17 protein-coding genes are annotated in these 19113 nt (G+C 40.2%); 7 read left to right on the top strand and 10 right to left on the bottom strand.

The features are described from left to right. Nucleotides 1–51: 51 nt before the first annotated feature. From B9Y87_RS12335 to B9Y87_RS12325, 3 genes are all read left to right on the top strand, one after another. On the top strand, nucleotides 52–1221 hold the full coding sequence (locus tag B9Y87_RS12335; RefSeq protein WP_176225626.1) for an N-acetylglucosamine-6-phosphate deacetylase: 1170 nt from the start codon (nucleotides 52–54) through the stop codon (nucleotides 1219–1221). 70 nt (nucleotides 1222–1291) lie between these two features. Continuing rightward, nucleotides 1292–2533 (top strand): Nramp family divalent metal transporter, encoded by a 1242-nt coding sequence (locus B9Y87_RS12330; RefSeq protein ID WP_085499317.1) that lies wholly within the window; start codon nucleotides 1292–1294, stop codon nucleotides 2531–2533. 9 nt (nucleotides 2534–2542) lie between these two features. Further along, the gene (locus tag B9Y87_RS12325; RefSeq protein WP_085499316.1) at nucleotides 2543–3304 is read left to right on the top strand and encodes a glucosamine-6-phosphate deaminase; all 762 of its coding nucleotides are present in this window, start codon (nucleotides 2543–2545) and stop codon (nucleotides 3302–3304) included. A 62-nt stretch (nucleotides 3305–3366) separates the two neighbouring features. Here B9Y87_RS12325 and B9Y87_RS12320 read toward each other — a convergent pair whose 3' ends face one another. Continuing rightward, nucleotides 3367–3711: a HopJ type III effector protein gene (locus B9Y87_RS12320; RefSeq protein ID WP_085499315.1), complete on the bottom strand. Its 345-nt coding sequence runs from the start codon at nucleotides 3709–3711 to the stop codon at nucleotides 3367–3369. 212 nt (nucleotides 3712–3923) lie between these two features. On the opposite strand from B9Y87_RS12320, the gene B9Y87_RS12315 reads away from it, so the two are divergent. Together B9Y87_RS12315 and B9Y87_RS12310 are read left to right on the top strand one after the other, a co-directional pair. Further along, nucleotides 3924–4517, top strand: a complete 594-nt coding sequence (locus B9Y87_RS12315) for a hypothetical protein (RefSeq protein ID WP_085499314.1) — start codon at nucleotides 3924–3926, stop codon at nucleotides 4515–4517. Between the two features lie 222 nt (nucleotides 4518–4739). Beyond that, entirely contained in the window at nucleotides 4740–6311 is a 1572-nt protein-coding gene (locus B9Y87_RS12310) for an SDR family NAD(P)-dependent oxidoreductase (protein WP_085499313.1), read from the top strand. A gap of 8 nt (nucleotides 6312–6319) precedes the next feature. On the opposite strand, the gene B9Y87_RS12305 is transcribed toward B9Y87_RS12310, so the two are convergent. From B9Y87_RS12305 to B9Y87_RS12295, 3 genes are all read right to left on the bottom strand, one after another. Then, nucleotides 6320–7468 carry a protein involved in meta-pathway of phenol degradation gene (locus B9Y87_RS12305; RefSeq protein WP_085499312.1) on the bottom strand — a complete coding sequence of 383 codons (1149 nt, stop codon included), beginning with the start codon at nucleotides 7466–7468 and terminating at the stop codon, nucleotides 6320–6322. A 147-nt stretch (nucleotides 7469–7615) separates the two neighbouring features. After that, nucleotides 7616–8035, bottom strand: a complete 420-nt coding sequence (locus B9Y87_RS12300) for a hypothetical protein (RefSeq protein ID WP_085499311.1) — start codon at nucleotides 8033–8035, stop codon at nucleotides 7616–7618. 93 nt (nucleotides 8036–8128) lie between these two features. Beyond that, complete coding sequence (locus B9Y87_RS12295) at nucleotides 8129–9649, bottom strand: vanadium-dependent haloperoxidase (protein ID WP_085499310.1); 1521 nt, start codon at nucleotides 9647–9649, stop codon at nucleotides 8129–8131. Between the two features lie 65 nt (nucleotides 9650–9714). Here B9Y87_RS12295 and B9Y87_RS12290 point away from each other — a divergent pair, with 65 nt between their 5' ends. Next, nucleotides 9715–10446: a LytR/AlgR family response regulator transcription factor gene (locus B9Y87_RS12290; protein ID WP_085499309.1), complete on the top strand. Its 732-nt coding sequence runs from the start codon at nucleotides 9715–9717 to the stop codon at nucleotides 10444–10446. Here the strand turns inward: B9Y87_RS12290 and B9Y87_RS12285 are convergent. After that, entirely contained in the window at nucleotides 10421–13063 is a 2643-nt protein-coding gene (locus B9Y87_RS12285; protein ID WP_085499308.1) for an ATP-binding protein, read from the bottom strand. The two genes, B9Y87_RS12290 and B9Y87_RS12285, sit on opposite strands and share 26 nt — an antisense overlap. A 237-nt stretch (nucleotides 13064–13300) precedes the next feature. Here B9Y87_RS12285 and B9Y87_RS12280 point away from each other — a divergent pair, with 237 nt between their 5' ends. Next, nucleotides 13301–14569 (top strand): sterol desaturase family protein, encoded by a 1269-nt coding sequence (locus B9Y87_RS12280; protein ID WP_085499307.1) that lies wholly within the window; start codon nucleotides 13301–13303, stop codon nucleotides 14567–14569. A gap of 144 nt (nucleotides 14570–14713) precedes the next feature. Here the strand turns inward: B9Y87_RS12280 and B9Y87_RS12275 are convergent, their stop codons facing one another. The 5 genes from B9Y87_RS12275 to ftsH all read right to left on the bottom strand — a co-directional run bounded on the left by B9Y87_RS12275 (nucleotide 14714) and on the right by ftsH (nucleotide 19112). Then, complete coding sequence (locus B9Y87_RS12275) at nucleotides 14714–14983, bottom strand: acyl-CoA-binding protein (protein WP_085499306.1); 270 nt, start codon at nucleotides 14981–14983, stop codon at nucleotides 14714–14716. Further along, a complete protein-coding gene (locus tag B9Y87_RS12270) occupies nucleotides 14973–15647 on the bottom strand; it encodes a phosphatidylserine decarboxylase family protein (protein ID WP_085499305.1) in 675 nt (224 codons plus the stop codon). Before B9Y87_RS12270 ends, B9Y87_RS12275 begins: the two co-directional genes overlap by 11 nt. Next, nucleotides 15637–16440: a phosphatidate cytidylyltransferase gene (locus B9Y87_RS12265; protein ID WP_085499304.1), complete on the bottom strand. Its 804-nt coding sequence runs from the start codon at nucleotides 16438–16440 to the stop codon at nucleotides 15637–15639. Before B9Y87_RS12265 ends, B9Y87_RS12270 begins: the two co-directional genes overlap by 11 nt. 1 nt (nucleotide 16441) lies before the next feature. Next, nucleotides 16442–17053: an LUD domain-containing protein gene (locus tag B9Y87_RS12260; protein WP_085499303.1), complete on the bottom strand. Its 612-nt coding sequence runs from the start codon at nucleotides 17051–17053 to the stop codon at nucleotides 16442–16444. A 61-nt stretch (nucleotides 17054–17114) separates the two neighbouring features. Further along, nucleotides 17115–19112, bottom strand: a complete 1998-nt coding sequence (gene ftsH / locus B9Y87_RS12255; protein WP_085499302.1) for an ATP-dependent zinc metalloprotease FtsH — start codon at nucleotides 19110–19112, stop codon at nucleotides 17115–17117. Between the last annotated feature and the right edge of the window lies 1 nt (nucleotide 19113).

The raw sequence follows: 19113 nt of genomic DNA, 5'->3' as shown, positions 1-19113 counted from the left end.
GTTATGATATTTAAATATACATCAGTTTTAGCACTATTCTTTTTTTATAATATGGGAATATCACAGTCTATGGATAAAAGCGATTTGGAGGGCATTTTGTATTCCGATGGGGGATGGGTCAACATTTCAACCAAAAATGGAAAAATTTCGGGAATAAACAGATTGTCGAAAGGTGATAAGGGTTCAAAAATATATGTGGCCCCCGGTTTATTGGATGTCCAGATCAACGGCTATATGGGAGTAGATTTTTCCGGTCCCGATCTTACGGTGGAAGGGGTAAGGAAAGCTACAAAGGCCTTATGGAAAGCTGGTGTAACTACTTATTTCCCGACCATTATTACCAGTGACTTCAAAAGAATGAAAAGAAATTTTGCTATTCTGGCCGAAGCACAAAAAGATCCGGAAATAGGAGGTTCAATTCCAGGATTCCATTTGGAAGGCCCATATATATCACCGTTACCCGGCTTTAGGGGCGCACATCTGGAGAAATACATCAAAAATCCGGATTGGGATGAATTTCAGGAGTTGCAAAAGGCAGCCAACAATGGCATAAAATTAATAACCTTAGCTCCTGAATTGGAAGGGGCCATACCCTTTATCCGTAATTGCGTTGCCAAAGGAATTATAGTGGCGCTCGGACATCACAACGGCAGTGTAGTGGATATAGAACGTGCCATAGATGCCGGGGCAAAAATGGCTACACACCTCGGTAATGGCTGTGCCAACGAGATCAATAGGCATCATAATCCACTTTGGCCACAGTTGGCCGATGATAGGATTACGCCCAGCATTATAGCAGATGGATTTCATTTGACCAAGGAAGAGGTACGAAGTTTTTACAAGGTAAAAGGACCAAATAAAACGATTTTGGTCTCCGATGCCTTGGACTTGGCTGGTCTTCCTCCCGGAGAGTATACCCGGGGAGAGCGTACGTTATTGCTGACCCCCAATGTGGTAAAATTACCAAAGGAAAATGTTCTGGCCGGGGCAGCATCTCCTATAAGTGCATGTGTAGGCGTAATTATGGATTACACCCAATGTACTCTGAATGATGCCATACAAATGGCAAGTACCAATCCTGCAAAGATGTTTTCCTTAAATGAACTTGGCGAAATAGGACAGGGAAAACGGGCCGACCTAATTCTCTTTGAGTTGGACGATAACAAGGTGATAATTCACAAGACTTTTGTGTCCGGGCAGTTGGTGTATTCCAAAGACTAACATCCTATTTGTTTCTAAAGTGTTGAATGTTAGTGTACTTGGTTGAAAATTAAATCTATAAATGCAGCATATGGGCAATAAATCACTATTCAAAAAAATACTATTGGGACTTAGCGCGGTAGGCCCGGGCTTGTTTCTTATTGGCTACAATATTGGTACCGGTAGTGTTACCACAATGGCCAAGACCGGTGCGGAATTCGGTATGGGTCTTTTTTGGGCAGTAGTGCTTTCCTGTATTTTCACTTACATTTTAATGGTTGCCTATGGCAAAGTAACCTTGGTGACAGGTAGGACCGCCCTGTTTAACTTTAAACAGGAGTTTAAATGGGGCTGGATACTTTCGCTCTACATCATTTTGGTATTGATCATAGGGGAATTATTGGCGCTTATGGGGGTAATGGGTATAGTGGCCGATTTGGTACAGGAAGGGGTGCGCTTGGCATTTAATGGAGAGATAATCCAAAGGGGGTGGATCATCCTTTTTTTTGTAGCCATACTCACATTTTTTTTATGGTTTGGACGTTATAAGGCTTTCGAAAAAGTCTTGACCGTTCTGGTGATTCTGATGGGACTTTCTTTTATGGTCGTATTTATAATGGTCCGCCCGGATATGATGGATATTCTCTCTGGTATGGTTCCGAGTATTCCCGATACTCCTGGCGCGTTGGGGCTTATTGCGGCCATTACGGGTACCACCTGTTCTGCGGCTGTTTTTGTAATGAGAAGTACGGTGGTGGCCGAAAAGGGATGGGGCATAAATGATCTAAAAAAGGAAAAGACAGATGCTTTTGTATCGGCTTTTATGATGCTTTTCTTGAGCGGTATCATCATGGCGGTTGCCGCAGGAACCCTACATATTTCTGGGTTGAAGCTGGACAATACCGTAGAAATGATATCCCTATTTGAACCATTGGGAGGTAAATTGGCGGCTTTTGTTCTGATTATAGGGATTACAGGGGCCGGACTGTCCACTATTTTTCCGATCGTGCTTATAGCCCCTTGGTTGCTGGCCGATTATAGGGGGACTCCAAGAAACATTCATTCCAAATCTTCCAGAGCACTAATTCTTGGCGCTATGGTATTTGCCTTTGGAACGGTCTTTTTGGAGGAAAGACCGCCAGCACTTATGGTATTCTCACAAGCTTTTCAAGCCTGTATCCTTCCAGCAGTGGCGATTCCTATGTTCATATTAATCAACAAACAGAAATTAATGGGGAGTAACAGGGCCAGTGCTAAGATCAATCTTGGACTAATAGCGGTAATCCTTTTTTCACTGCTGACCACATGGTTCGCTATAACCGAATTTTTATAATATTAAACAATGGAAAAATCGTTTCAAATTGATAATTTGTCCGTAAAAATTTATGGGCAAACAAAGGAAATGGGGGCAGCGGCAGCTGATTATGTTACAAGGAAATTGAAAGATGCCATCGAGAAAAAGGGTAGGGCCAATCTTATCTTGGCTACAGGTGCATCCCAGTTTTCTTTTTTGGAGGCCTTGCAGACCAAGGAAATTGATTGGGGGAAAATAACCGTATTTCACTTGGATGAATACAAGGGCGTATCGGAATCGCATCCAGCAAGTTTTAGAAAGTATCTCAAAGAGCGCATTTTAAACAAGGTAGCACCTAAAAAGATTTATTTCCTAAATGGCGACGCACCAAATTTGCAATTGGAAATCAATAACTATGAAGAGGCTTTGAAAGCACATCCAATAGACATAGCTTGTATTGGAATAGGAGAAAATGGACATATAGCCTTTAATGACCCCGGTGTGGCAGATTTTAAAGACCCCAAATTGGTCAAGGTGGTAGAGCTGGATGAAGCTTGCCGAAATCAACAGCTTGGTGAGGGGTGGTTTCCAACTTTTGCCGATGTGCCCAAGGAAGCCGTTACACTGACCATCACTGCCATAATGAATTGTAAGGCCATTAGTTGTGTAGTGCCGGACGAAAGAAAGTCCCGGGCCGTTTATAATAGCCTGTACAGGGATATAAGTACCAGCTGTCCGGCCTCAATACTTAGGACGCACCCTGAAACCGTCCTGTTTTTGGATAAAGGATCGGCATCCTTGATCAAGTAATTGGTCATTTTTCGTTGCCCCATAACTGAACATGAAGGAGACGAACAAGGTATTGCTTGGCCTTACTTTATGCTAAGGGCTTCCTTATCAAAGGAAATACCTTCCCAGCCACTGATCATAAAATTGCGAATGTTTTGGTGGTCTGTACCCGTTGGATTTTCAAGGACATCTTTTCGGTAATAGGAACCAAAGCAAGCCAAGGTTTCCTCCTTGCTCAATTTGTGATGTTGTGCAAAAGAAAATACTTTACAGGAACCTGAATTTTGGCCGGCTTCATTGATCACTTCCCCATTGGTAAATCTTGAAGGCGAAAAATTATAATAAGTGTCAATAATACCTATGGTATCCCCAAATGTTATCTCTTCTGGGGTCTTTCTAAGTTTGTCTAAAAATTCGTAAACCGTCATTGTTCGAAGGGATTTAAGTTCAGGACGTAAATTTAGATTATCCAATCAAGAATCCCCTAGGATATGTGAAGTTAATTATTGCAACATCTCTCAAATGGGTTAGGTCTATATTTTTTATCTTTATGGAAAATAAATAAAATCCAATCCAGTTGTTTGAAGTTTGTGGTAGGGTTTCATTTTCAATAATTAATCGGTACTAAAAATGGATACATATGAAACGACTAATTTTAGGAATGTTGCTATTCTCTGTTTTTCCTTTTATGGCGCAGGAAGTAAAAAAAGAAGTCCCTCCGAATGAAATTCAGATTAAAACGGCCGTACTGCCGGCTCCTGATGAAAAAAAGGATGGAGCTATGGTTTATGGCTATAATAGTTCGGGAGAATTGGAAGTATTGAGAAAGGGAACCAATAATTTGGTCTGCATAGGTGATAACCCAAGTAAGGACGGGATCAATGTGGCATGTTATTCCAAAAAACTTGAACCTTTTATGGCCCGTGGTAGGGAACTGTCGGCTCAGGATCTTTCTGGGGAAGAGCGTGAAAAGATCCGTGCCAAGGAAGTGGCATCCGGAAAACTAAAAATGCCCAAGGAACCAAGTATGATGTATGTTTATTATGGAAAGTCCGAGGATTATGATATTACTACCGGAGAGTTGCAAAATGGGAAATTTAGATATGTTATTTATACACCCTTTGCAACCACGGAATCTACAGGTTTACCAGACAAGCCACACGCTCCTGGAATGCCATGGTTAATGGATCCCGGTACCCATAGGGCGCATATTATGGTCGGCCCTTTTGATTAAAGTTGCATTTCATTCAAAGGATTTTATGTCTAGGTCCCAATTTTGGATGTCTTTTTTAAAATAGTTCATGTAAACTAACATTACCTTCATGTAGTTGTACAAGGTTATTGAACCTAGTACAATCGTGTACTAGCCTTGTTTTTTCACTAAATGGTTCTGTTTGTGCAATCTAATTTAAACCTTACATTTGCACGTTTTTAATTTTTAGAAAAAATTTGGAAAATGGACGGCAATAATCTGGTAGACAGGCAGGAGAATATAGGGCAGGCAATAAGTTCGGAAGAGATAGATCAGTGCATTTTTCTACTTAATAAACTGGTAGGTAACGGGCATAGGATTTTTGAACTTCCAGAGGAAAAAAGAGTAGCTCTTTTGAAGGCTGCCGGCCAGTTGTCCAGACCGGCCAAAAATGAATTCAAACAGCGCAAAAAGGACGCAGCCAAAGCTGCTAAGAGAAAGATGATAGAGCGCGATAAGCATGCGCGTAAGGAAACGGGCATAAGAAGCGCTAGGGAAGCTGCCGTATACGTAGCTCCTAAATTATTGGCTGCTCCCGTAAGGGAAACCTTGGAGGGGCTGGAATTGGAATCCCCAAGGAATTGCTATGTCTGTAAAACCGTATACACCAAATTACATCATTTTTATGATGCCATGTGCCCGGAATGTGGCGATTTTAACTACGCAAAGCGATTTCAGACGGCCGATCTAAGTGGACAGGTAGCCATAGTTACTGGGTCTAGATTGAAAATAGGATATCATATTACCTTAATATTGCTTAGGGCAGGGGCCACAGTGGTGGCAACCACGAGGTTTCCGGTAGATTCTGCGTTGCGCTTCTCCCAAGAAGAGGATTTTCATGAATGGGGCCATAGACTAAAAATACATGGTCTGGATTTGAGACATATTCCTAGCGTTGAGATCTTTTGCAATTTTATAGAACAACAGTACGACCGATTGGATATCCTGATCAATAATGCGGCGCAAACCGTTAGGAGACCGGCAGGATTTTATCAACACCTTATGAAAAATGAGGAGGTTCCTTTTCAGGATTTACCCCCAAGGGCCAGGGAGGTATTGTCCGACCACGATTTTTGCCTACAGGAATTAAATAGCCTTACCAAGGGCACGGCGAGTATACAAAATAATGCCTTGCCTGTTAATTGGCATGCACCGGAGCCTGGTATTGGCATTAGGGCCTCTGCGAAATTGTCACAGATTCCCTACAGTTTTGATAGCTCCCTATCTGCCAAGGAAGTTTTTCCCGAAGGGGAATTGGATGCCGATCTGCAGCAAGTAGATCTACGGAAGACCAATAGCTGGCGTCTAAAATTAGGGGAGATTGAGACTCCAGAAATGATAGAGGTACAATTGGTGAACGCTATTGCTCCCTTTGTGCTCTGTAACCGCTTATCCAAACTAATGCGGCAGGAAAATACCGGTAAAAAACATATTATAAACGTCTCGGCCATGGAAGGGAAATTCCATAGATTTTACAAGGAGGATCGTCATCCCCACACCAATATGGCCAAGGCAGCCTTAAATATGATGACACATACCTCTGCCCTGGACTTTGCTAAAGATGGCGTTTATATGAACGCTGTGGATACCGGTTGGGTAACGGACGAAGATCCCGTAGAGCTATCCAAAAGAAAGGAGGAAATTCATGATTTTCAACCACCTTTGGACATTGTTGACGGCGCTGCCAGGGTCCTGGATCCATTGATCGACGGTATTAACACCGGTAAACATTGGTGCGGTAAGTTTCTTAAGGATTATCGTCCTATTGACTGGTAATTCGTTTATTAATTAAAGGTATTGCGTATAGACGGGTCTATTTCCAGGGTTCTACTTTTTGGGAAACGGTAGGAGATGCCAAAATTAATAAGATAATCGGCAAAGGCGGCATCACCATTTCTAGGAGTTCCAGTGCTTATTTCTGTTTGTCTATCCGTAACACTTTGAGGTCTATCCCGTCTTAAGGCCAGAGGTACATTTAGATTTAATGTGAAATTCTGATGCATATATGCTATACCGGGTTCTAAAGAGAGGACATTACCTGGCCTACGAAAGCCTTCATTTCCGCCAATAAGGTCTTTTACAGGTACCGCATCAAATCTGGCGCCCATAGAAGCCGAAATAACATCGGATAGGCTATAGCTAAGTCCTGTGCGAACAGAATATTGGTCTGGTACCGCCATAATGGCTTCATTCTCCAAAATTGGGCTAAGTGTTTCCCTGAAAGTTCTGATTCCATTGGTTTCCCGTGGGTTAAACAGGTAAAAGCCACCCCCATAGGCAAATAGTCCTGTTGTTATTTTTTGGTAAAATTGAAAATCTACGGTAAAACCGAATCCGCCGTCCCCGGGTTGAATGGACTGATCCACTGGTCTTGCCTCCGGACTCCCTTCCGGGCCTACATTGTAGAATACATCGGTAGCATTGTAATTTCCTGTAGGTAGTTTTAAACCTAAGCCAACCGCAATGTTCCTATTGGGACTCAAGGAAGGGTCAAGTAGCCAATATCCTATGCCTGCCCTTATATCGGCCAATCCCCTAGAAAACGTGCTATTTCTTTCGTTTCTTCCGTGCTCGTATAAGGAAGATCTGGCATTTATTACCGTGGGGATGGTAATACTGGTATAGAGGCGGTCGGAGATACCATAGGTAAGGAAAAAGTCCCATGCATGGGAATGATTAATTACCTCGGTGTTGTTGGCAACCCTATCAGCTTCTTCCTCCGTACCCCTAAAATGTCGAAAGGATTTGAAATATCTATAATTCATGCCAACCTGTAGGTCGCCTTTCCCCAAAAGATTGTTCTCCAAGCTGTTTCCGACACAAGAGGAAAAATGCCTGATGGCTACACAGCCCTGTGCGTTTAAAGTAGATGGTTTAAATGAAAGTGCGAATAGTATGCACCCTAAAAATAATTTTACATGTAGTGTTTTCATAGTTGGAATTGACATTAGGTTAGTACTCGGAATGCCCGATTGGTGTATTAGGACAATCTAGGATATCTATTTAATAATATTTTTTCTTGATTATAATAGCAATGTGTTTGGCCTTGTGCCTTCGTTCTCAAACCTATTGGGTGTTTATCATTGGGTAAGATTTTCGTACGAACGTGGGTATATAAGCAGCAACGCACTTATGATTACAATATTCTTAATAATGTATTGGCCTACCAGAGTAAGGGAGAATGGGGCTTGGGAAAAGGATATTTCAGGAAAAAATACCACAGGAACAAACGTGAGGACCAAATGGGTAATGGCCGCAACAATAACCTTTTTTAGTTGAATTTTAAATATTAAGCATATTCCAATGGCAACCTCAATAATTGCCAGCAATAGGATTCCCATACGCTCGGGAATGAAATTAAAGGTCAATAATGAAATGGTTTGTTTTGCCAACATATCGGCCGGACTCAGTCCAGGAAAGAATTTAAGGAATCCAAACCATAGGTAGATTATGCCAATGCTTATACAGAGTATTCTGCCATTTTGGGTTAAGCGCATCATTTATTAATGTTTTGTTGCTATAGATTTCGATTACATATACTTGATCAATTTACCTTAACCATATTTAGGAAGTGGAAGTTCTTAATGATCCAATTATTGGCCGACTGTTTTTCCTTCCTTGGTATTTTCACCAATAAGATTAAGGTATTTTTTATAATGATACCTAGCCACCTGTCTGCCCAATTCCAGTCCAGCAACATTATCGGCCTGAATATGATATCCTCCCATTACTCTGGATATCCCCGCCATTTCTGCTGTTTCTGTAAAAGTTGGAAATTTTAAAATAACCGGGTCATCAAGATTATTTGGTTCTGTAAGTGCTCCCGGCACCAGTTCAACTTCCACTCCAAAATGGTCGTCTCCAGTAAACAAGCGCAAGGCCTCTGCGCAACCTCCGCTGATGGTGCTATGACCGGAAACATAACTTGGAAAAGGTGGACAAAGAAATGCATCTGGCGAATAGGGTCTCCAATCCTTACCCTTCATTTCAACCATGCCCTTATCGGGACCGCCCCAAGCTTTAATTACTTTGTCTTGATAATAATCATGAACTAGTGCATAGGGACGGGCATAGTCATAATACATTTTGGAATCCCAACACGAGATAAAGGCATCCATGGCTACAGATTCTACCAAAAAATACATTTTTACATCTTGATCCAAGGTATGGTTGTCACGCTCGGATACGTCTTGCGCAAATTTCAACCAATGTCCTGCCTGCTGCACAGATTTGGGCCCATCTCGCATAAACTCTACCAAAGCCTTATTTTCTGGGGTTAAATTAGCCTGAAGGTCAATTACCTCCTGAACTTCCTTTTCCAGTTGTTCGGAACCGACCATAGGAGGTGGACCTGGCCTAAACTGATCTGCAGTCTCCAATAATAAAGGTTTTACTTTTTGCCAATAGGGTGTTAAGCAACCTGGATTATATTTATTGCCTTCCTCATCAATGAAATACTTTGGCTGCCATCTGTTGAGGTCAATATTTTTGTCAATGTCATTTACAGGTGAATAATTGGTATAATCATAATAGGGCTGGCCATTGGAACCTTCCACTTCTCCGTATTGGTTGGAACCATCGTTTTTACGCGCATTGATTACCATATCTGCGGCAAGGTTGCCAACGCCCTCGGGCGTGCTGGCATCCCGCGATTGATTTTCTGGGTCAAGGCCCAATGCGATCATTTTTTGCTTGAACAATGTACTGTCGGAGTAATAGTATTCATTTAGTGCCCTAAATGCGGCGTAGCTTACCGCTATTTCCTTGTTTTTAAGTGTTCTTTTATTTTCTGGGAAACGATCAACGCCTTTAAGGTATAGGGGATGTGCCTTCTCATCAAATCGGGTCCAGGCATCGAACATGGCAGTAAAAATTAATCCAAGATATCTAGAAGTGACCGTGGGTCTTGGCCTAAAGCGATCGGTGTCCAATGCGGTTCCTTCCAGGGCTATATAGGCCCATTGGTAGGCCACATTATCCTTTCCCCGAGGTTCATCGGCCATGGCCATTAGATTGTCCGCCATATTTTTGGCAGGCTTGGATTGCTGTTTACAGGCCATCATTCCAAAAAATAAAATTGAAAGTAAGGCAGGGAAAAGTCTTTTAAGGTTCATGCTGGTTGTTTAATTAGAAACAATAGTAGAATTTTAGATGGCTCAAAAATTATTTTTTATATGAAATGATTATATTGCTATATGAAAATGGTAATTTATTGGATAAGATCATGAAGTGTTTAATTGTTGATGACGATCCGTTGATTTGTGATTTACTTGAACACTTTTGCAGTAAGATCAATGAAATTGAAGGTGTAACCACAACGGTTTCGGGTTTTGAATCTATCAACCTTATTAATAATTCATCGTTTGATCTCATTTTTTTGGACTACAATTTACCAGATATTACAGGAAGGGATATTTTGGACTTAAACCCCAACTCTGCTGTTATTATGATTACTTCCAACAAGGATTTCGCCATCGATTCCTACAATTACCCAAAAATTGTGGACTATTTGGTTAAACCAATAGATTTCCCAAGATTTTATAGGGGGTTTTTAAGGGCGAAGGAATTTATTTCCACTAGCCAAAAATCGCCTGTAAAGGAAAATAGATTGTTTATAAAGGAAGGTGGTAAATTGGTGAAAATTAAATTGAAGGAAGTAGCCTATTTTAAGTCGGAGGCCAATTATATTTCCATCGTTTTCAAAGACAAAAAAATATTGACTCTAATGGCTCTCAAGGACCTTGAACCTAAACTTCCTGATTTTTTTCAACGTGTACATCGGTCTTATATTATTAATCTCAATATGATAGATGTAATACATACCGGTGCATTGGAAATTAACAAAGACCATGTTCCTGTAAGTCAACGTTACGGCCCGGAATTGCTTAGGAAGATCCAACTTTTGAATTAAGGTGTCTTTCTGTTCTAATACAGCATAAATAATAGGCAAAAATATTATTTATTTTTAGGAGACGGTCCTCATCAATAATTGATATTGTGTCCGGAAGAACCTCTTTTAGATCGGTCAATTGAAGATTATTGATATGGGCAATCAATTTATGGTTTATGGCTTCCCATTTCACCTGATCCTTACTTTCGCAAATTTTGTTTATTCCTATAAGATAGTTTTCAAATTCTTTCTCCAGCAATTTTAGAACTTTATTTATTTTGGGAATGTCTTGGTCATAATTGTTATAGATATTTGAAAAATCGGGAGCCTTAAATTCATTCCTCCCTAAAACTTTATAGACCGTATCTTTTAATTGGTCTATTTGGAAGGGTTTTTGAAAATAATGGCCGAATGGGATGTTGGCCTCTGTGGCATCCAAAGCCGAAGTAATAATGAGGGGGCATTCTATCTTTTTAGATTTAATCCAATCCTTCAAACGGGTGTTTATTTTTGTGTTTTCAAGCATGAGATCACTTATGATCAAATTTGGTGTTTCGGAATTTATAATTTCCAAGGCCTCGTCTATGGTTTTGGCTTGAAGTACGGTAATGTTGTTCAATTTTAAAATATGCTGTATCAGTTCTATAGTGGAGGAGTCGTCTTCTATGTGCAGAATTTGATAGTTGCCACTTAGTACCGGAAGAGGCAGGGTTGTAGAGGTGATTGGTTTTGCCAATTTAGGCCTGGATGGAGAAATGGTAGGGATGCTGATCATAAATTCGGAACCTTTACCTTTCATGGAAGAAGCCACTAAGGTGCCCCCAAATAGTGTGGTCAACTGTTTAACAATGGAAAGTCCTAGGCCGTAGCTGCCATATCTTCCAGATAGATCGTTTTTTTCCATAAAAAAACGGTCGTTTATACTATTCAGGTTTTTGGGAAGTACCCCTACACCAGTATCCTTAACCTTTATATTTAAAGTTTGATGGTCCGTACCACTAATGGACGCAATAAGGCTTATACTTCCCTTTTTGGTATATTTAATAGCATTTACCACCAGATTAGTAACTATCTGTGTCAACCTCAAGGAATCGGTCTGATATAGGGTGGTTTCAAGCTTTTCGTCAATGCTAATGTGGAAGGTAAGTCCTTTTTGGACAGCTTCGTACAAATAGGTGGAGTGTATATCCCTCAATAACTTGGCAATGTTGCTAGGCTCCAGCTGAATGTGGAGCTTGCCTTCAACTAATTTTTGGTGGTCCAGAACGTCATATACTAGGCCGGCCAAGCTATTGGAGCTTCTTTCAAGTGCGTTAATAATAGGTAATTGTGGTTCCGAGGCATTTTTGTACAACAATTTGGTAAGGCCCAAAATAGCGTTGAGAGGGGTCCTCATTTCGTGACTCATATTCTGTAAGAATTCATCCCGCTGTTTTCTCGCTATCTGTTCTTTCTCCAATGCCGTATTCAATTCCAAAACATTTTGATCTATTTTTACCTTCATTTTGGTAAAGGTTTTTGCTAAGATCCCTATTTCGTCCTTTCTGTTGATGGGCAGGGAATTATCATCGGGAATGCCCTGGTCGTAGTTGCTGATCGCTTTGGTGATTTTTTTAATTTTTTTTGAAAACAAATTGGTAAAGAACCAAGACAAAAGAATTGAAAACAAGCATACCCATAGCAATGTCTGAATGCTTTCCGAACGTACGCCAAGGGCATTTTTAAGTAATATGTTTTGATCCATATTGGAAATCAGATATATTTTTCGCTTTCCATCAAAATAGGACAATTCTCTAAAATAATTTAGATAACTACTGCCGTTATGCCCTGTGAGCTGCTGGAAACCATTTTTTGGGGTTTCTTGGGAACTATCGTCCTCATTGAAATCAGAATAAAAATTTTGAAACTTTCGGGTCTGTTGGCCAAATTGTTTGGACCTGTCACGGGAATATAAATACTGACCATGGGCGTCTATTAAATAGAACTGACTGTCAGTACCGGCAATTTGATCAAGACTAAGGTAAAGTGGACCAAGGTTAATATTAATTATCAATATGCCAACTTTTGTGTTTTTATCATCAAAAATAGGGCTGGCAACACGTAGGGTAGGGGTAAAAGGAGTGCTGATTACGCCGTATTCCTCATTTAAATTGATATTGGAAAAATAGTGTTCGCCCTTACCTATTTGAAGCGCTTCCTTAAAATATTCACGGTCCCCTTTTTGTTGTAGATTGATCGACTTAACTACTTGGCCATCCAATTTATCGAAGCGAATAATCTCGTTTCCGTTCTCATCCGCGTCCAATAGTCTGATCTGAAAATAGGTTTCCTTGTTTTCAAGTATAATTCGGAAGAGCTGGTCGATATCTTTGGTGGTTTTGTCCGAAGGGCGGGATATATGTTGTTGTAAGGTGGGACTCAACGCTATTACAGCAATGTCATTGGTAACCTCGTTTAATAAGGCATAAAAAGACTGTTCCGCCAATTCTGAAGCATGCATAATACGTTCTTTGGAATGCGCTGTAATTACTTCTGATGCTTTTCTAAAGACTAAATACCCGGATAAAAGAATGGAGAAAATGATTAGGCCCGTAAAGAAAAGTGCAAATCGGGTAACTATGGAATGTCTTAAATTCATGTAAAGGCGAATAAAGGGTATATGCAACTAATTTATACTTTATTTAAATTGAAAACAAAGGCTTTAGGGGAGTGCCATGGAAGCCTTAGATATGAAATCCAATTGGTTATCCGGCTTGGTCTATTTTGTTCGGCTACTACATCATGATTATGTGGTGCTTATTACCGAATTGATATCTTATAAAAAAATAACGATTTTTGCTATATTTGTTAGGTACATCAGGATTTACCTTGCTTTATGGAGACCTACGCAACGGCACTTTTATATGCCATCCCGTTTTTTGTAATCCTTTTAACAATAGAAATAACCTATGGCTATTTTGTTAAAAAGCAAATGCATAATGTTATGGATACGGTTTCCAGTATAAGTTCAGGGTTGACCAATATAATTAAGGATACCTTGGGTTTGGCACTGATCGTAGTTTCCTATCCATTTTTGTTGGAGCATTTGGCAATAACCGAAATTAAGGACACTTGGTTGGTGTGGACCATTGCATTTGTGGTTCTGGACTTTGCCGGGTATTGGAACCACAGGCTTAGCCATAAAATAAATATTTTTTGGAATCAGCATGTAATTCACCATAGTAGTGAAGAGTTTAATCTTGCCTGTGCCCTTAGACAACCTATCAGCAACCTAGTAGGTTATTTTTCCCTGTTCTTGATTCCAGCAGCGGTTTTGGGCGTGCCCCACATGGTCATAGCCATTTTGGCCCCGATACACTTATTTGCACAATTCTGGTATCACACCAGGCATATCGGTAAAATGGGATGGTTGGAATATTTTTTGGTCACCCCTTCCCAACATAGGGTGCACCATGCCATTAATCCGGAATATATAGATAAGAACCTAGGTCAGATTCTGTGTGTTTGGGATCGTATGTTCGGTACTTTTCAGGAGGAGCTGGAGGAGGTTCCGCCCCAATTTGGAGTTTTGAAACCTGCAGGGACTTGGAACCCTATAATCATCAATTTTCAGCATTTGTGGAGGATATTGCAGGATGCATGGCACACCAAGAGCTATAAGGACAAATTACGAGTTTGGTTTATGCCTACTGGCTGGAGGCCGGATGATGTTAAGGCAAAGTATCCCATTACTACTATAGGGGACGTCTACAATTTTAAAAGATATGTTTCCAACGCTAGCAGAGGTTTGAAGATTTATTCCATTTTTCAAATGCTAATGAGTCTGGCTCTAATGATGTTTATGTTCTACAATTACACAGATATTGGTTTTGAGGGACTACTTGCATTTGGTGGCTTTATTTTTATTGGTATTTATGGATACACTACTCTTATGGATAGGAAGAAATATGCTGTTGTTATCGAGGTGATCCGCGGAATGGCCGGCATTTTATGGATAGTTTATTTTGGGGATTGGTTTGGACTAAATACCAAACTTTCAATGGGAAATGCTTGGATTGGGGCTTATTTTCTGATCACGATTTTAGCAGGAATATATTTCACTTATTTTGAAAATAGGGAAACCGAAATGGAAATGGCTGCTTAAAGCACTTTTTCTCTACAAGGAATAATGAATGGTATTTGCAGGAAAAGGAAAGCTCGGATAATAACGGTTTCGTGTCTCATCTACCATATCAAAATTAAGGGAGGTTGGAAGGCTTTGTGAAATATTCCAATTGGAATTTGTGTTTTACTTTTTGTTATTCCTGATTTCTTTGTCCACCAGTTCTATATAGCGTTCCATTGCTTCTTCAATGCTTACATTTTTTGCTTGGATCAGGGCATTGGCCTTAAATGCGTTTATTAAGGGTGTCCTGCTGCCTGGATGGCTAAAATTGCGATTGGCAATTTTAAAACAGGCGTAGAGTTTTAATAAAAGATCGGCAGGCAACGGGTCTGTATAATCATTAACGAAATCGACCGCTGCAATAAAATCTTTCTTTAGTTTATCAGTCTTCATTTTCTTTTTTAACCCTTGTAGTGGCAATACATGTTTTTGCTCCGGTCACCTTTTGGTGTAATTTCACGGTAATTGCACTATCCAAAGGTAAGAACAAATCTACCCTAGAGCCAAATTTAATAAATCCTGCATCTTCCCCTTGTTGAACGCTTTCCCCTACTTCGGCGTAATTGACTATACGACGTGCCAAGGCACCGGCAATTTGGCGGTAGAGGATATCCCCAAACTTGGGAGTGTTAATAACAATGGTAGTCCTTTCATTCTCTTCGCTGGATTTAGGATGCCAAGCTACCAGATATTTTCCGGCATGGTATTTTGAAAATTTAACAAGTCCACTTGCCGGATATCTCGTTACGTGCACATTTATTGGAGACATAAAAATGGACACTTGTATCCGTTTTGCCTTAAAATATTCGGTTTCCTCCACTTCTTCAATAGCAACGACCTTGCCATCTACAGGTGCCAATATTTCATCAAAATTCTTGGATACGTTCCTTTTGGGATTTCTAAAAAACTGTAGAATTAAAATAAGGATAAGTAGGGAAATTATTTGAAGTCCAAATTTTAGCCAAGTTATATCTATGAAATAATTGGCCAATACTATAATGGTACAAACTATAATAAAGGTTGTAATAATAATTCTTTGTCCTTCTCTATGAAACATGGGAAAAAATAATTAAAGTTAAATATGCAAAAGGTGCGGCAAAAACCAAACTATCCAATCGGTCCAACATGCCGCCATGTCCCGGTAAAATTGCTCCACTGTCCTTGACCCCAGCGGCCCTTTTAAATTTTGATTCTATAAGATCGCCCAAGCTTCCCGTAAGTACAATCACAGTTGCTAGGATCAACCATTGTCCCAATGAAATATTGGTCTCATATTTCGATAAAAAGTAGGAAGCGGCCAAGGCAAAAGCAAAACCTCCTATGGCTCCCTCTATTGTTTTTTTTGGGGAAATGGACGGGAACAATTTATTGCGACCAATACTTTTTCCTACCAAATAGGCAAAAGTATCGTTGACCCAAATAAGGATAAATACCCCCATGATCAGAAATTTTGCAAATTCATTGTCCTTGTACGGTATCATGGTAAGGAAAATACATCCTCCCCCTATATAAAATAAGCCAATAATAAACTTTTGCAAATTGTTGAACAGCTTTTCCTTACCGGAAAATAGATAGTACAACAATATAAAATTAATGGATATTGTAATGAACATCAAAATATTGATGGGAATCTTATTATCTATAATATAAATAAATGCCCACCAAAGAGCCAAATAGGCTATAAAAATATGGTAGCCGGGCAGTTTAATCATTCGTTTGTACTCATAAAGACAGGCAAGTCCAAAGGTCATAAACAAAAAATCAAACGCATCGGAGCTTAGAAATACGGCGGAAAGTAGCAGAATTACATAGACCGCACCTGTAAGTAAGCGCCTTAAAATTTCTCTCATGTTATAAGTCTTCCAGAAGTAAAAGATAAAGATTTTTAGAACTACTTCCGTAAGTTAAGAAATCATCGGAATTTTCAGCCGTGGGTTGGAAATGCTTAATGGTGGTAATATTGGCAGGGATTACATTTTTGTACTTCTTTTTAATTGTCTTTAATCCCTCTCCAATAGATTCGACCATTTGGCTAGTAGTGGCAAAAACAATAACATTTGATGGTAATTCGTGAAGCTTTCTTTCTTTCAATTGATTGGAGCAGACCAAAATGGAACCATTTTGGGCAATTAAATGCTCACAGGTAGTAAAAAATATTTCGCTGTTATTGGGGAGATTGGTGAAATTAATTTCTTGTTTGGCAAACTTTTCCTCCAATCTTTTGTCCATTGAAAAAAAGGTTTGGTCCTGCCATTTATTTTCAATGATAATGTTGTCCAAATTGCTGAAAACTTCATTAATGGAATCACAATAAAGAAACTTGCCTCCGTTGTGTTTAAAATTAATGGTAAACTTTTCGTCGACAGGAATATTTAAGTCGGGCATATGTTGCCCCCTCGTTTCCACAGTTTCCTTGGAAACCTTTCTTTTTCCTCCCCCGAAAAGTTTATCAAATAATCCCATTAATGTCTAAATGGAGCCTTATGCCCCTTAGTTGTTTAGGAACAACGAATTATTTATTGTTTTATTTTTCTGTTTCCGATTTTGGAAGATCCCTGTTGGATTTTTCCTCTTTTTCAGCTGCTTCCTCAGCTTCCAGTCTTAAGTCTTTTTCAAAAGGGCGCTTCCCAAAAATCTTTTCCAAATCGTCCTTAAATATAACTTCTTTTTCCAATAAACGTTGCGCTAATTCGGTAAGTTTATCTTTGTTTTTGGACAATAGTTCAACGGCCCTTTTATATTGCTCCTCTATAAGCTTGGAAATCTCTCTGTCTATGGTCAATGCCGTCTGTTCGCTATAGGGTTTGGAGAAACCATATTCATTTTGACCCGATGAGTCGTAATAGGTAATGTTGCCAATCTCATCGTTTAATCCATAAATGGTTACCATGGCCCTGGCCTGTTTGGTCACTTTTTCCAAATCGCTAAGTGCGCCCGTAGATATTTTGTTAAAGATTACTTTTTCGGCGGCCCTACCACCTAGGGTAGCACACATTTCATCTTTCATTTGTTCCGGACGGACAATAAGGCGTTCTTCCGGCAAGTACCATGCGGCACCCAAGGATTGTCCTCTGGGCACAATGGTCACTTTTACCAAAGGAGCGGCATGTTCCAACATCCAGCTTACCGTGGCATGTCCGGCTTCATGATAGGCAATGGTTTCCTTTTCCCCTGGAGTAATTATTTTGTTCTTTTTCTCAAGCCCTCCTACTATTCTGTCTACAGCATCCAAGAAATCCTGTTTGGTAACAGCTTTTTTCTCCTTACGTGCTGCGATCAATGCCGCCTCGTTACAGACATTGGCGATATCGGCACCCGAAAAACCTGGAGTTTGTTTGGCCAGAAAATCCAGATCCAATGTTTCGGCTGTTTTTATAGGTCTTAAGTGTACTTCGAATATTTCTTTCCTTTCCCTAATATCCGGAAGGTCTACGTATATCTGTCTATCAAATCGGCCGGCCCTCATTAATGCCTTGTCCAAAACATCTGCACGGTTGGTGGCTGCCAAAACAATAACGTTGGTATTGGTGCCAAAACCATCCATTTCGGTCAACAACTGGTTGAGGGTATTCTCCCTTTCATCATTGGAACCTGTAAAATTATTTTTGCCCCTGGCCCTGCCAATGGCATCGATCTCATCAATAAAGATAATGGCCGGTGATTTGTCCTTGGCTTGTTTAAACAAGTCTCTTACCCTAGAGGCTCCGACCCCTACGAACATCTCCACAAAATCCGAACCGGAAAGTGAAAAGAAAGGAACTTTTGCTTCACCCGCAACCGCTTTAGCCAATAAGGTTTTACCCGTTCCTGGAGGTCCTACCAATAGAGCTCCTTTAGGAATTTTACCCCCTAGGGAGGTGTATTTGTCCGGATTTCTTAAGAATTCCACAATCTCCTCTACTTCTTCCTTGGCGCCTTCCAATCCGGCAACGTCCTTGAACGAGGTTCTTGTATCCGTTTTTTCGTCGAACAATTTAGCTTTAGACTTTCCAATATTGAAGATTTGACCGCCAGCGCCTCCACCGGCTCCGCCAGACATACGACGCATTAAATAAATCCAAATGCCAATGATAAGCACAAACGGCAATAAGGTTAACAGAAGTTCGGTAAGCACATTCGACTCTTGGTCGTAGGTAAGCTCCGTGTCTAAATTGTTTTCCTTTTTAATGTCATTGATCTCATTTTCAAAGTTCTGCTGATCCCCATAGTTTACTACATATTGGGGCGTAGCAGTGGCCGTCAAAGAGAAAGGCTGATCGGATACATCCTTATGAACCTCCTTATTCAAGGCTTCCTCGGTAAGGAATATTTTTGCTTGCCTGGTATTGGTAATGACCAATATTTTTCTGATATCACCATTTCTAAGATATTCCTGAAGTTCGGAAGTACTCGCCTTTTTTGTATTCGCGAAGTTTCCGCTACCGAAAAATTGAAAACCGATTAGTAATATTGCTATTACGCCATATATCCACCAAGTATTGAATTTAGGCTTTTTGGGACCTGTATTATTTTCTTTTGCCATT

Origin of the sequence: Arenibacter troitsensis (assembly GCF_900177645.1) — a bacterium.
In the GTDB taxonomy this organism is placed as follows: domain Bacteria; phylum Bacteroidota; class Bacteroidia; order Flavobacteriales; family Flavobacteriaceae; genus Arenibacter; species Arenibacter troitsensis.
This window is presented reverse-complemented; position numbering and strand designations above follow the sequence as displayed.